This window comes from Vibrio sp. R15-SG3-ISO1B, assembly GCF_059833835.1.
In genome coordinates, this window is sequence record NZ_JCBDGG010000002.1 from 39,814 (window position 1) to 53,702 (window position 13,889).

At 51.8% G+C, this 13,889-nt stretch carries 9 protein-coding genes and 1 riboswitch; of the genes, 4 read left to right on the plus strand and 5 right to left on the minus strand.

Annotation, left to right across the window (positions count from 1 at the left end; all coding sequences use genetic code 11):
* Positions 1 to 16 precede the first annotated feature (16 nt).
* Positions 17 to 1,321, plus strand: coding sequence for an anti-phage deoxyguanosine triphosphatase (locus AC6R0S_RS00420; RefSeq protein WP_500636984.1), 1,305 nt, complete (start codon positions 17 to 19; stop codon positions 1,319 to 1,321).
* Between the two features lie 5 nt (positions 1,322 to 1,326).
* Here the strand turns inward: AC6R0S_RS00420 and AC6R0S_RS00425 are convergent, their stop codons facing one another.
* Both AC6R0S_RS00425 and AC6R0S_RS00430 read right to left on the minus strand, forming a co-directional pair.
* Positions 1,327 to 2,352, minus strand: a complete 1,026-nt coding sequence (locus AC6R0S_RS00425) for an adenosine deaminase (protein WP_500636985.1) — start codon at positions 2,350 to 2,352, stop codon at positions 1,327 to 1,329.
* Positions 2,353 to 2,428: 76 nt separating this feature from the next.
* Positions 2,429 to 2,528: riboswitch (purine riboswitch) on the minus strand.
* A gap of 77 nt (positions 2,529 to 2,605) precedes the next feature.
* Positions 2,606 to 3,226 carry a tRNA-uridine aminocarboxypropyltransferase gene (locus AC6R0S_RS00430; RefSeq protein ID WP_500636986.1) on the minus strand — a complete coding sequence of 207 codons (621 nt, stop codon included), beginning with the start codon at positions 3,224 to 3,226 and terminating at the stop codon, positions 2,606 to 2,608.
* On the opposite strand from AC6R0S_RS00430, the gene rrtA reads away from it, so the two are divergent.
* Positions 3,203 to 3,811 (plus strand): rhombosortase, encoded by a 609-nt coding sequence (gene rrtA / locus AC6R0S_RS00435; RefSeq protein ID WP_487903431.1) that lies wholly within the window; start codon positions 3,203 to 3,205, stop codon positions 3,809 to 3,811. The two genes, AC6R0S_RS00430 and rrtA, sit on opposite strands and share 24 nt — an antisense overlap.
* A gap of 183 nt (positions 3,812 to 3,994) precedes the next feature.
* On the plus strand, positions 3,995 to 5,407 hold the full coding sequence (locus AC6R0S_RS00440) for a DEAD/DEAH box helicase (protein WP_500631945.1): 1,413 nt from the start codon (positions 3,995 to 3,997) through the stop codon (positions 5,405 to 5,407).
* Between the two features lie 39 nt (positions 5,408 to 5,446).
* On the opposite strand, the gene AC6R0S_RS00445 is transcribed toward AC6R0S_RS00440, so the two are convergent.
* The 3 genes from AC6R0S_RS00445 to AC6R0S_RS00455 all read right to left on the minus strand — a co-directional run bounded on the left by AC6R0S_RS00445 (position 5,447) and on the right by AC6R0S_RS00455 (position 9,090).
* On the minus strand, positions 5,447 to 6,169 hold the full coding sequence (locus tag AC6R0S_RS00445; protein WP_500636987.1) for a DUF429 domain-containing protein: 723 nt from the start codon (positions 6,167 to 6,169) through the stop codon (positions 5,447 to 5,449).
* Positions 6,170 to 6,174: 5 nt separating this feature from the next.
* Positions 6,175 to 7,884: a class I SAM-dependent methyltransferase gene (locus tag AC6R0S_RS00450; RefSeq protein ID WP_500636988.1), complete on the minus strand. Its 1,710-nt coding sequence runs from the start codon at positions 7,882 to 7,884 to the stop codon at positions 6,175 to 6,177.
* A gap of 315 nt (positions 7,885 to 8,199) precedes the next feature.
* Positions 8,200 to 9,090 (minus strand): WYL domain-containing protein, encoded by an 891-nt coding sequence (locus AC6R0S_RS00455; RefSeq protein WP_500636989.1) that lies wholly within the window; start codon positions 9,088 to 9,090, stop codon positions 8,200 to 8,202.
* 127 nt (positions 9,091 to 9,217) lie between these two features.
* Here AC6R0S_RS00455 and AC6R0S_RS00460 point away from each other — a divergent pair, with 127 nt between their 5' ends.
* On the plus strand, positions 9,218 to 13,888 hold the full coding sequence (locus AC6R0S_RS00460) for a hypothetical protein (RefSeq protein ID WP_500636990.1): 4,671 nt from the start codon (positions 9,218 to 9,220) through the stop codon (positions 13,886 to 13,888).
* Position 13,889 lies beyond the last annotated feature (1 nt).

The following is a 13,889-nucleotide window of genomic DNA, read 5'->3' on the forward strand; positions in this document are numbered from 1 at the left end:
GAAAGGTGATGTGCTGATGGATTTCAACTTGGACCCGGCGTGGCTGATGCGCCATGACGATGAACATAAAATTCGCCGTGACGATCATCGCAGCCCATACCAGCGCGATCGAGCAAGAATCCTCCACTCTGCGGCGTTTCGGCGTTTACAGGCCAAAACCCAAGTGCATGGCACCAGCTTTGATGATTTTCACCGCACCCGTCTCACCCATTCGCTTGAAGCCGCTCAGCTCGGCACCGGTATTGTCGCGCAAATCAAAAAGAAGCAGCCCGAGTTTCGTGACCTACTGCCTAGCGATAGCTTAATTGATTCGTTATGTTTGGCGCACGATATTGGCCACCCGCCTTATGGGCACGGCGGCGAAGTCGCCCTGAACTACATGATGCGCGACCACGGCGGTTTTGAAGGCAACGCGCAAACTTTTCGTATTGTTACCCAGCTTGAGCCCTACACCGAGCATTTTGGTATGAACCTTGCTAGGCGCACTCTGCTTGGGTTGATGAAATACCCAGCGCCGCTCAGCCAAACTTGCTCCGCCGACACGCCACCGCCGGTCTCTCATCAACGGCGATTAAAAGCCAAAGAGTGGTCTCCTGCCAAAGGGTATTACGATTGTGACCAAGTCACCTTTGATTGGATGCTGCAGCCGCTCTCTCAAGCGGACAAAACGCGCTTTAGCGAACTGCGTGAAGCGTCAAGCGGCCAAGGGCACCACAAAACGCGCTTTAAGTCGCTCGATTGCTCCATTATGGAATTGGCCGATGATATTGCCTACGGCGTACACGATCTGGAAGATGCCATAGTGCTTGGTCTGGTCACCCGTCATCAATGGATAGAGGGCGCGGCGAGCCAGTTGTCGGAGTGCGGTGAGAGCTGGTTTGAGCAGCACATCGACTCCATCACTGAAATGCTGTTTGCCGGCACGCACTTTCAGCGCAAAGATGCCATTGGCGGTATGGTCAACGCCCTGCTGACCAGCGTCTCTATCAAGCCGGTGGATGCGCCATTCGATTGTGACTTGTTGGCTTTCAATGCCTTTTTGGAGCCACAAATGGCGCTTGCACTGGATATTCTCAAGCGCTTTGTCAGCGACTATGTGATTCAAGTGCCCCACGTTCAGGTGGTCGAATATAAAGGCCAGCAGATCATTATGGATATCTTTGAAGCGCTGAGCGCCGATCCAGAGCGATTGCTGCCTATCGAAGTGCGCCAACAGTGGACACAGAGCAAAGACGGCTATCGCGTGATAGCCGACTACATCTCCTCAATGACCGATGGCCACGCTCAGCGCCTGCACCAACAGCTGTTTTCGTCACATTAACGCGATTAGCTACGCTCGGACTGCCCAGCTTCCATATAGTCACTAAGCTGGGCATTCAGGCGCGCTTTTTCTTGCTGTGAAATGAAACTGGCTTCAATCGCATTGCGAGTGAACATGGCCAGTTCATCGCGGCTCAGTGCGTGGCTGGCGGCAACCGCAAGAAAGTTATCGCTCATGTAACCGCCAAAGTAACTGGGATCGTCAGAGTTGATCGTTACACAAAGCCCTTGGCGCAATAGGTCCACAATGTTGTGCTGCGCCATCTCATCAAATACCTTTAACTTGATGTTTGATAGCGGGCAGACCGTCAACGGCACGCGCGATTGTGCAAGGGAGGCGACTAAGCTTGGATCGTCACTGCAACGCACTCCATGATCGATTCGCGCCACATGCAGCTTATCTAAACTGTTGGTGATGTTAGCCACAGGCCCCTCTTCGCCCGCGTGTGCCACGGTCAAAAAGCCCGCCTCACGCGCCTTGGCAAACACGCGTTCAAACTTTTCTGGCGGATGGCCAAGTTCTGAGGAGTCTAGCCCTACGCCAACGATCTTCTCTTTAAACGGCATCGCTTCTTCAAGCGTGTCCATCGCGCTCTCTTCATCCAAATGACGAAGAAAGCACATAATCACTTGGCTAGTAATGCCGAGCTTGTGCTGGCCGTCATCCAAAGCGCGCGTGATGCCGTTGATCACGGTAGAGAAGGCAATACCCCTCGCGGTGTGCGTTTGCGGGTCAAAAAAGATCTCAGTGTGCAGCACATTATCTTGCTCACAGCGCAGCAAGTAAGCCCACGTCAAATCGTAGAAATCTTGCTCTTCAATCAGCACATTGGCGCCTTGGTAGTAGATGTCTAAAAACGATTGAAGATTGGTAAACTGGTAGGCTTGCTTGACCGCCTCAGGCGTCGCAAAGGGCAGATCTATCTGATTGCGCTTGGCCAGCTCAAACATCATCTCGGGCTCTAAGGTGCCTTCAATGTGCAGGTGGAGTTCAACTTTGGGTAGGTTTTGAATAAAAGCAGTATGATTCACGTTTGTCGCCTCTTAATGACACTTTCACAACAAACGCTTTTCCCTTGACGAATTTCAGACATACAAAGAGAAAAGCGACTTGCACTTATCTCTTCGTAATCTGGAATTTACGGCTCCAGGTAGAGACTCCCACACCATATCAGTGGGATTATACGAAGCACCGCAGCGCCAATGATGGCCTTACGGTGAAAACGATTGCGTTAAGCATATACCTAGACAGAAGACTTTGCCAACCTTTGCTGCGTGGCAACACCTAGCCTTGGTAGTTTTTCTCAAACACACCTGGCGGCATTTGCGCAATCTGAAAATCGATCATCTTCTCAAACGCATTAATAAGTGGGGTGAAATCCTGCTGAGGCTCAAGTAGACGCAAGATGTGATAGCCTGCCTCCACCGTCGATAAACTGTTGGCGCTGGGCGATTTACGAATGCGGTAGTTGCCCACCAGATCTGTGGGGAGCGCGACTTTAGGAAAAGCGTGTAAATTGGTCGAGAGTTGCCACATTTTATAGGCTTTCTTCCATGTGCCATCCAATAGGATCACGCGCAGACGTACCTTGGGCTCAGCTTGCTGGAGGCGCGTTCTCACTTGCTCATAGCTCTGCGCACCTTCACCGGGAAACAGTACCCAATGCTCGACGTTGGATTCACTAAGCAGGGTGTTGAACGCCTCATGCTCACTGAAATCTTCCCCGACGTAACAGCGACTATTGGAGAGCGAGAGCGTCAAGATGCGCGCGGTGCCCATTGGTCGGTGGGTTTCCGCTTTATGTTGGAGTATGATGAGTTCCACATGAGAGGATAGCGGCACTATCCATTGGCATAGACACGCTTTGAGTGATTTCCCACATTGAGTACAGTACCGAAACGTCATTTCCGCTTAATTATCCTATTGGGGCTCATTAGCCTTGTGTGTGCCGTGTTACAAACTGAACCCGCCGCGACTTGGAGCGCTTGGCACCAGGTCGATATCCTACAAGGTCAGTGGTGGCGGATCGTAACAGGAAACTTTACCCATACCAACCTTGCCCACCTTGTGATGAACCTCGCAGGTCTGTGGGTGATTTGCTATCTATTCCGCCCTCGCCCCTTTGACCTTATTTTAGCCCTTTTTCTCTGTAGCCTTGGCGTCGGTTTACTTAACTTAACGACGACGATGCAAGGCTATGTTGGCCTCTCTGGCGTTTTACATGGACTGTTTGGCTACTTCGCCTTACGTGAATACTTGCCAAGCAAGAGCCATTTACCAAGGCGAAAAAGTAGCGGGCTGCTTGTGCTTGGCTTGCTGGCAAAAATTGCTTGGGAGCAAAGCATGGGCGCGCCAGAATCCACCAGCGCTCTGATTGAAGCTCCTGTCGCCATTGATGCGCATCTCTTTGGCGCGGGTACCGGCTTGCTGTTAGCGCTTGTCATGCACTTGCTCACGCAACAAAACAAAGACGCGATCACGCTAAAATAAGTCAAGCTCAAATCAGCCACGGCCGAATCCGCCGTCTTACACTCCCCTTCTTGATGCCCGGCCTTTATATCCTTTGTCTCAATAATTTTATTGATGTTCAGCGACAAAGGGCGCAGAATGGCCCACTTTTTCGCCCCCCGCATACACGCTGGGGCGTGGTTACATCACAACAGAGAACAACGTATGGGTTTTACCGATTTAGGTCTTTCTGCTCCGCTGCTTAAAGCCATTGATGAACAAGGCTACCGTGAGCCATCACCAATCCAGCAACAAGCCATTCCAGCGGTGCTTGCTGGTCAAGATGTCATGGCCGCAGCGCAGACAGGCACAGGTAAAACCGCAGGCTTTACACTGCCAATTCTAGAGCGCCTCGATAACGGCACGCGCGTCAAAGGCAATCACATTCGTGCGCTCGTCCTTACACCGACTCGTGAGTTGGCGGCGCAAGTGCAAGAAAACGTCTTCAAGTACAGCCGTTACCAACGCCTAACCTCGGGTGTGGTATTTGGCGGCGTCAAAATCAACCCGCAGATGATGAAGCTGCGCAAAGGGTTGGACGTATTGGTCGCCACGCCGGGTCGCTTGCTCGATCTTTACCAACAGAACGCGGTGAAATTTGATCAACTGGAAGTGCTGGTTCTTGATGAAGCAGACCGCATGCTGGATATGGGCTTTATTCGCGATATCCGCAAGATTTTGGCTCTGCTACCTGAAAAACGCCAGAACCTGCTCTTCTCAGCGACGTTCTCAGCGGAGATTCGTGACTTAGCAAAAGGCTTGGTGAACAACCCTGTTGAAGTGTCTGTCGCGCCTGCTAACTCAACCGCAACCACCATCGAGCAGTGCATCTACCCGGCCGACAAGCGCAAGAAAGCGCCGATGTTGGTTAAACTGATTCAAGATGGCGACTGGAAGCAAGTTCTGGTGTTCTGCCGCACCAAACACGGTGCTAACCGCTTAGCGTATTACCTCAATGATCAAGGGATCACCGCAGCGCCGATTCACGGCAATAAAAGTCAAAGTGCGCGCACCAAAGCACTAGCGGATTTTAAATCTGGCGACGTTCGCGTCCTAGTGGCCACCGACATTGCGGCGCGCGGCATCGACATCCCACAGCTGCCTCAAGTGGTGAACTTTGAACTGCCGAATGTGGCCGAAGATTATGTTCACCGTATTGGCCGTACAGGTCGAGCTGGCGAAGTGGGCCGTGCCATCTCTTTGGTGGAAGCGGCAGAAGCGAGCGAGCTATTTGCCATCGAGCGATTAATTCAACAGCTGTTGCCACGCCTTGCCTTAGAAGGCTATGCGCCAGTGAACGTGCTGCCAGAATCCAAACTCGACACACGCCCGATTAAGCCAAAGAAACCGAAAAAGCCGAAGAAACCGAAAACGGAACACACCGACGGACAACGCTCAGCAGACAACGCACGTGGCCACAAACCGGCCAGCAAAAACAAGCGTCACTTCGGCCCAAAATCGGCGAACGGTGAAAACCGTGGTGGTAAACCTGCGGGAAAAAGCGGCAACGGTGCAAGAAAGCCAAACCGTTCAGGTAACCGTCCAAACAAGCCATCCAACACACAAAAAGCGCAATAAACCGGCGTGAAACAGATGACGCCGATGTGAAACGGGTACTCAGCTCACATCGGCGCTCGGTAGATAGACAATCTCACGCGGTAAGCCAGATTCTAAATCGCTGGCAGGGTTTGGTACGCTCACCCACTCTTCTGGTCGCTTCGCAATACACATCAGAACAAACGCATCGAGAATGTCATCTTTCTCCGCCACTTTACGCGGCACGCTCGCCAGCGCTGAGTTGAGCACCGCTATCCAATCAGGGGCAATGTGATTTAGCAGCGCTAACCGCTCTTGATGCCCCTCAACACACTTTTTATTCCACGCCATCGGTTGACCAGATAGCCCCGCAAAGGCCAGCTCGGGATGCGCTTCACGTACAGACAGTGACGCACTGCGCCGAGATCGAACAAAAGCATCCAATTCACGCATTTTAGGAACAATGCCCCAGGTTTGTTTCGAGAACTTTTTGCCCAACCGCGCCACATTTTGCTCGCAGGCGCGCTCGTAACTCTCACTATAGACCGCCTCACGACAAGGTACGGAAAACACCGACGCACGGCGCCCTTTGAGCAACGCCCTCGCGGCCTTATCGCATAACCTATCTGGCTGATCTGGGGTGCTAAAACCGATTGGCATATCCACCAGCCACACTCCAGTTTCCCCAATCTGCACCGCCAGCGCGTCCAAACTTTCTTCAATCACGATTTTAGGCCGTGCATTTTCTGTCACTACCCAAGCCAACCAGCCTGCTTTGCAGCCATCAATTCCGGTGTAAGTCATGGTGGTTACCACTCAGAGACAAGTAAACGGCTTTTTACCCCTCGCACTTGAAGCCCCATCGCTTCAAATACCGCCTCAAAGTCGGTACACGCGGCGGGTAAATTGGGTAGCGATAATGCGGCTTCAGTGAAAAAACGGCGCTGACGATGTGCATCATTTCCCCACGCAACGTTCCACCAATCCAGGATTCGCACTCTCGAGTCATGCAGGCGTTTAACTGTTGGCAGTCGGTCACTTTTTTTCAGGTTTTCCGCTGATGTCGTCGGCAATAAGTTCCACTTATCATTATTTGGCCAGTACGCAAAAGGCAAGCAATGATCAACGTGATACGCATCTGCGAGCGGCTTACCGCTCCACACACTGACAATCTCCGTCCCTTGACCTTTGAGCTCCTCAACTCTTTGTCGTACATCACGCGTGTCATGCGCAGCATCAATCCAGACCAAACAATTATGGTAGGTATGTAGCGCTATATCACGCTGGCGATTTAACTCGAATCGCTGCATCTCTTTAACCCATTGGTTGACGACTAAAGGCTCAATCCATGAGTGATACAAGCGAAAGCACTCCCACAAACTCTCATCAAGCACAAACTCACCGTAACTTGCGAAAAACGCGCCATCCAATACCACTGAGTCTTGACGCTTGCGACGAGAGGAAGGTGAACATAACTCAAACAAGCGATTGTCTTTACTACCTTGATAAATAAAGGTTACGGGACCTGATTTGATGGTCGCCAGTGTGTGAGAGAAGAGCTTTTGGATGGCTTTGGCGTCATCCCCCATAAAGAGCGCACCAATGGCAAAATCATCCGCCGCTAGATGGTTAAGTTGGTGCCACCCATCTTCTTTTACAAAACCCAGACCTTTACTACTATTGGAGTTTTGTTGAATCCCCATGCCTTGGATATCGACATCAATGAGTCGCTTAAATTGCCTGACCCAATAAAGCGCGACTAAGCCGGCTGGTAGCGTTATCTTGCCATCGGCTCTCTCCATCACTGCGCCGGGATGAGCATCAGCAATGCGTAAAAGTGTGCGCAATAAAGCCAATTTGTAGGTGGCCGACTTACTGTCATTGATCACAATACGGCGAACGGTGTTGAGACTTCCAGAACGATCATCAGGTAGAGACAGCACAACGGTTTGCCAATGCACACCGCTGCGTTGAAGAGAATCATCGCTATCAGTGACCAACTCAATTTGTAGCGCACGTTCGTTTGCGTAGCGCTTAATTTCGTCCACCGAAACAGGAAAGCTGTGGCGCCCATCTTCGAACTCACCATGACGTAAACTGATCACAAGCTTGCCATTGGGAGCAAGAAGATATGAGAGTTTCCTAAACGCGCGCTCCCGTTTACTACTCGGTATATGCATCCATACTGCACTAACTAAGATCAGGTCAAAACGCATGCCTAGGGTGAGCGTGTTCTCTAGCCCTGGGAGTGAATCTTTCAGCCAAGTGACATTCGGGCCCGTGCTGTGTTTGCCAATATCTCGCAGCAAGTCACTCGGCTCTACAGCGATCACCTCACACCCTTGTGCACTACACCACTTTGCATCTCGCCCAGAACCGGCCCCCACATCAAGCACAGACGCGCCCGCACTCGGCCAATAAGCCCGCCAAGACTGGTGGACAGACTCAAACGACACTGAGTTGTATTGCTTCGCTAGCACATCTGCGTGCGCATCATAAAAAGAGGTGGTCTGGAACATAATAGGCGCCGATCATCATTCTGAAATCATGATATACAGCTCAATTGCATATGGCGATAAAGTCTTAGAAATGGGTTAGATTTAGTGATTTATGTCACATTAATCCAGCAAACTTTTAATCCGGCGTACCATCTCCACTTCACTCTCAATAATGTCGCTCATGCTCATCCCATCATTCACATAAACGCCATCACTTGGCCTGTCACAATATGTGTGAGAACCAAATCAGGATACATATTTTCGGCTCATTATTACCCTTACTTAGACCTAGATAATGTTTATTAACGTTTATAAAAATCGAAATTCTCTTATTTGTTAAACGGGTTTCAGGCTGATATGCGTGTTTTTATCTGAAGTTGCAAAGCCTGGTGCTAAGCACATGGATGTTAGACTGGACAGCTCATAGCGATTAGCTAGGTGCAGTGGAAACTGCGCAGCAGGTAGTACAGCTTCGGCCGAACAATCGACACGCCATTCTTGCAGACAATACCCGGCCATAGCTGCGCTGATACGTAGATTCAAAACTGGTTTGTTTTCCAAGCCGAGATCCAGCCGGATGGCCTCTGGCTGATGATGATTTGGGTGAGGAACCAAAGTTAGAACCACTTCGCTAAGCCATTCATTGTCCACAGGAAGTGGCGACGGGATAGGAACAGTATTAAATACCTGTTTGAACCTACTGAGCCTAAACATACGGAACTCACCTGAATCACCTGCTGAAAAGTCAAAGGCTCGGCAGTACCAATTACCCAAACTGTTGAAAAAGTGGGTTGGCGCTAAAAGGCGCTCACTCGTACCTGAGCTCAGCGATAAGTACTGAACAGTAACCGCAGACCTACGGCATGCAGCCGATGTGAGCCTACGTACTCGTTCCGGATCCAACACTGGTGCAATTCCTGCGGGTAAGTTGGTAGAAACAAGCGGCGACGATATGTATCGTGTTATCAGACCGGTTGAGATTAAGTCCAGGCCCGCCAGGGGATCATGCGAGAACACCGGAATATAGCCAGATTCGGCGACATAGAGCTTTTCCGAGCGCTTGTAAGTCAGATTGTGAGGCCAACGGCGGACATACTCACCAAAAGTGCGCGATGCGGTAGCCACACTGATTTGTGCAAATTCCATCAGGTCATTCCTGCTAACCTGTCCGTAGAACGCCAAGTAGAAATCAATACAGCGCAGATTTCTTTCCATGCTAGTGGACATCTAGTTCTCCATAAGTTCTTGAGATAATGACATTATAATTCAAACGATATCCATTACCAACCATTTACAGCGTCAAATGATTCGAATACCATATTCAACACCGCACTAAATTTAAGTGAATTTACCCATGAAGTGGACAATTGAAGAAGATTTAAAACTCCTGACCATTATTCGCCAACGCTTTCCGGAGTTGGTCAAGCACACCCGACTGGATGCAGGCATGGCGTTAAGCCAACAGTTGAATATCGACTTCAATTCGTCACACCGCGATGCAGCAGCGCTATTATTTCGCCTCGAGGCTGCCAAGATCCTAGCCAAGGCCAGCCGCCCAACGGGTGACGCCAACAAGCAACGCTTTCGCTGCCTGCTCGCGGATGACCTGGCGCTGTATGACTACAGTGTCACACTGCCTACGCTGAAGAGGGCGCTGAACCCTCAGACTGTGAATGCAGTACTACACTACTTTTCTGTGAGCGACCCGCATCAGCCGCTGTCCGATACGCTCGGAGAGATCTCTGCGGCCTTGTTCTTGGTGCCGGTACAGGTAGAAAAAGTTCTCATCGAGCACAACCAGCTGGTTATCAATCGCTATCGCCAGTGTGAGCGAGCCAAAGCTGCACCAGCCAGCCTTGGCCTTAGCGACCTGATCACCAAACAGACCCCGACCGCCAAGCTCGTCGACGACATCAATAAATGTCGCGCCCGAGCCTCAAAGCTGTACCATGTGCACGAGCGTGACGGCGCAGAAGTGATCTTCAGCTCCGACGGCACCGGATTCGGTAAGAGCTACGGCGTGATCCAGGGTTACGTTGAATACATCGAACGCTTCGCCGAAACCCAGGCTTCTGACTACCTGTTCCCAGAAGGTGGCTTCACCAATCTGCTGTTCATGTCGCCACAGAAGTCGCAAATCGACCTCGAACTTAGTCAAAAAAACAAAATTCTGGCCGCCGGGGGGGAGTTCATCTGTGTGCTGGCACGCAAGGACATCGCTGACCTCGACTTCGTGGACTGGGCCTCTGGCAAAAAAAACCGCAAACGCTATAACCAGTGGTACGAAGGAGCGAAGGACAGCTCTTATATCAAGTCTGCGATGCGCACTCTCAACTACCTAATGATCCAAATCGACCGTTGTGAAGAGCAGATCGAGCGACTTTCTGCCTTTGGCACGTTAGACGCGATCCAAGATAAAGAGATGGCGGAAGATCAGCTCAAGAACTACCGTAACAGCCTTCGTTCCACTATCGAGTCCGCCTGCAAGGCGTTGTTTGATGCCAGCGGCTCGGAAAATCCAATCCGTGACTACGTTGGCCGCGGCATTCAGGCTCGCCGCGAACGCCTGCACAAAACCGAACAAGCTGAGGCAGAGGGCAAGAATGCACCGAAGATGAGCGTGCACGAAGTCTACTTCGAGCTGATCAAACAAGTATTACCATTTGAGGTCTGTAAGTTCCGCCCTTCTGTACTGCTCATGACCACCAACAAGTTCGACACATCGACCTACCGTCTAGCGCCACGTCAGCGAGGTGAAGGAATGCGCTTTGAATCGGTGGGCTTCGACCTTCTAATTGGTGGCAAGGTGAAGCCGGAAAAGCCACAGATCAGCACCGTCGCTGCTGAAAGTCATGCGGTGCAGGTCAACTATCTGCGCAACGAACACTTCAAGAGCAACCCAGATTGCCCTTTCCGCAGCAACAACATTCGCTTCACCGTGGTGGTAGACGAACTGCACGAAGCCTATACCCGTCTCGAAGACAGCTGCCATGTCAAACTAGTCAAACAGGAAAACAACCTGGCGCATGTGCTCTCGGTCACCGGGCGTATCTACAACGCGGTTCTTAGTTTGGAGCGCCGGGAAAAACCTCACGAAGAGCAAACTACCTTCGAGCAGGAGAAGGTCAAGTTCATCACGGCCCTACGCGAGCTACTTACCGACAAGTGCGAGCTGTCACCAGGAACGACTCTGGGCTCAGTACTAGAAATGTTCCGTGACCAGCTGGGTGCGTTTGAAGTCAATGGTGACGCTGCAGAGCGCATCATCTCCATCACCCGCAATGTCTTCAGCTTCAATGCCAAGATGTACGTCAACGAAGAGGGGCTAAAGCGCATCCGAATGCGCAACAGCGAAGACGACATCACCCGCACGGAGCTGTATTACGAGATCGAGGGCGACACCACCGACGCAAACCCCACACTGCACGACCTGTTCCAGCTGATTTCAGCCATCTTAGCCGCCTGCGCCCAGATCACTAACCGCCACTTCAAGCGCTGGGTGAAGAACGGTGGCCAGGATAACGCTAGTAGCCAGAACACCCCTCTGGGCCAGTTTGTCGATGCCGCCAACAACGTTGCCGGTGAAGTGCGCCACATCTTCGACCGCACCACCGATGAAAACTTGCTGATTGACCACTTTTACACCTATCTGCAGCCGAAGACTGTGTTCACCATGACTCCGGTGACCGAGCTAAACTACGTGAACAAGGGGGCAGAACGCACCGTGATCCTGGCCTTCGAGATGGATCTAGTGAAAGAGTTGCCTGAAGCGATGCTGCTGCGCCTACTGACTGGCACTGAGAATAAGGTGATCGGCCTGAGTGCAACCAGTGGATTTAGCCACACCAAAAACGGTAATTTCAGCCGTCATTTTCTGCAGCGTTACGCCCACGACCTGGGCTATCGTGTGGTCGAGCGCGAGCCGTCAGACATCAGCATGCTCAAGGAGCTTCGCGAACTGCGAGCCCGTATTCGCGATGTTCACTTCAAGGTCTTTGATGCCGAGCTACCGGTACTGACCGATACTTACCAGCGCTGCGAGACCTTCCAAGCGGTGTACAACGACATCTTCAGCGCTCTGCGTGAACCACTGGAGTACGCTCTGAGCAACCCCTACAAGCAGCGCCAGCACTGCCGTGAACTTGAAGCGCTACTTCTCGCCGCCTACGAAGGCAAAAACAGCCTAATCCTGTCGCTCTCCGGCGGTTTCAAAAACGCTTTCGCTCGCGCCTACCGCCAGCATCAGACCGCATGGCGCAAGCAGTACGGTATGAGTTCCAAGTGCGACGAAAAACATGAGAAGCAACATGACCAGATCCTGACATTTACCCCGTTCCAGGGACGTCACACGATCCATTTGGTGTTCTTTGACTCACCGCTGGCCACTGTAGAGGATATCAAGCAGGAAACCTATGTCAGGGACGACAATAGCGTGCTGGTGTTCATGAGCACCTACAACAGCGCGGGTACCGGCCTCAACTACTTCGTCAAGTACCATGATGGCGACATCGAAGATGCAAATGTGCCGCGCCTGGACGTCGACTTCCAGCACCTAGTGCTGATCAACTCATCGTTCTACAGCGAGGTGATGGGCAACGGTGCCAACCTCAACACTCTGCCCAACTACGTCAGCGTGCTAAAGCACCTGGCCGATGACATCGCCGATCATAAGATGGCCGACTTTAGTGTCAACTTTGCGCAAGGAGACAACTATCGCCTGCTGATGGCCGAGCATGGCATGAGCTTGTTCAAGGTGATTGTCCAGGCGGTGGGGCGGGTCGAGCGCCGTGATACCTTGCTGAACACTAAGATCTTCCTTCCCAGCGACGTAATCCACAACGTGGCGTTCCAGTTTGCAGGATTACGCGAGGACGCCGGCAACGAAGTGGTGCTGGAGAGCATGTCCCTGCTCAACTACCGTCTCAAGAAGTTCTGTGAAGAGCTTAGCCGAAATCATTCTTTCGACAGCGCGGAGTTGCGCCGTACGTTTGAACAGTCAGTATTGAACGATGGCCGCCGAATCGACTTTGTCCACAAACGTGTCCTAAAGAGCGATTGGATGAATCGTGTGCGTTGTGGTGGCTTTGAATACCTAGATCTGTGCAACCTGTTCCGTGATCGTGACTCTTTCGCCAACCCTGAGCGCTGGCTGGAGAAGTTGCAAGCCCATCCCCAGTATGCCGTCAATCGTCAAATGCAGTCGATCCATGACAAGCTGTTCATCTCACGCCACCAGGGCAATCAGCCCATCTTGTTGTGTCACAAGCGCGGCCCTGATGGGCTGGCCCATCCTGACTACTCGGCCTTGTCCGACTTTGCCGGCGGAGCTCGTGAGTACCGCCCTGAGCTGACCATCTTCCCGCAGTACAGCAAGGACGTCGACTTCACCTCAGGAAACCTGGTGGGAGAGCTGATGCGAGAATGTGCTGACATCCAGAAAACGGCATTTGCCAAAGTGGTGCCACACCCTAAGCTGGTGCCGCTACTCAAAGGCAATGTTGGCGAATACCTGTTTGACAGGGTGTTGGCTCATTACGGGGTGCTGCCGCTCGACGACATGCAAGTCTTTGAGAGACTAGAGCCGCTGGTGTACGAATTCTTCGACCGCTTTATCGAAGTAGGTGATGATCTGGTCTGTGTTGACGTCAAGCGTTGGGCAACCAAGCTGGACGATTTGACGCGGGCGGAAGACACCCTAGAGAAAAGCGATAACAAGATCCGTCAGATCCGTGACATCGCCAGCCAAGCTGCAGACCTAGGTGGTCAAGAACAAGTGCGAGCAGCGTTGGCCGGTCGCTACCAGCGCATCAAATTTGTCTACCTGAACGCGGCCTACAGCCAAAACCCGAACAACCTGATGTGGCAAGATAATGTAGATCATACCATCCACTACCTCAATCTACTTCAGGCCGATCACAAATATTATCAGCCGCTGGATCGAGAGCGTCAACGACGTCAGGATAAGTCCAAGCTAGACACTACTCTGCACATCAACCCGATGCTGGACACCCTGCTCGGACGGTAAC

Excerpts from the sequence above, each read along its gene's own strand:
- AC6R0S_RS00450 (WP_500636988.1), bottom strand. The coding sequence starts at position 7,884 with ATGTTCCAGACCACCTCTTTTTATGATGCGCACGCAGATGTGCTAGCG.
- AC6R0S_RS00430 (WP_500636986.1), bottom strand. The coding sequence starts at position 3,226 with ATGACGTTTCGGTACTGTACTCAATGTGGGAAATCACTCAAAGCGTGT.
- AC6R0S_RS00420 (WP_500636984.1), top strand. The coding sequence starts at position 17 with ATGGATTTCAACTTGGACCCGGCGTGGCTGATGCGCCATGACGATGAA.
- AC6R0S_RS00460 (WP_500636990.1), top strand. The coding sequence starts at position 9,218 with ATGAAGTGGACAATTGAAGAAGATTTAAAACTCCTGACCATTATTCGC.
- AC6R0S_RS00455 (WP_500636989.1), bottom strand. The coding sequence starts at position 9,090 with ATGTCCACTAGCATGGAAAGAAATCTGCGCTGTATTGATTTCTACTTG.
- AC6R0S_RS00445 (WP_500636987.1), bottom strand. The coding sequence starts at position 6,169 with ATGACTTACACCGGAATTGATGGCTGCAAAGCAGGCTGGTTGGCTTGG.
- AC6R0S_RS00440 (WP_500631945.1), top strand. The coding sequence starts at position 3,995 with ATGGGTTTTACCGATTTAGGTCTTTCTGCTCCGCTGCTTAAAGCCATT.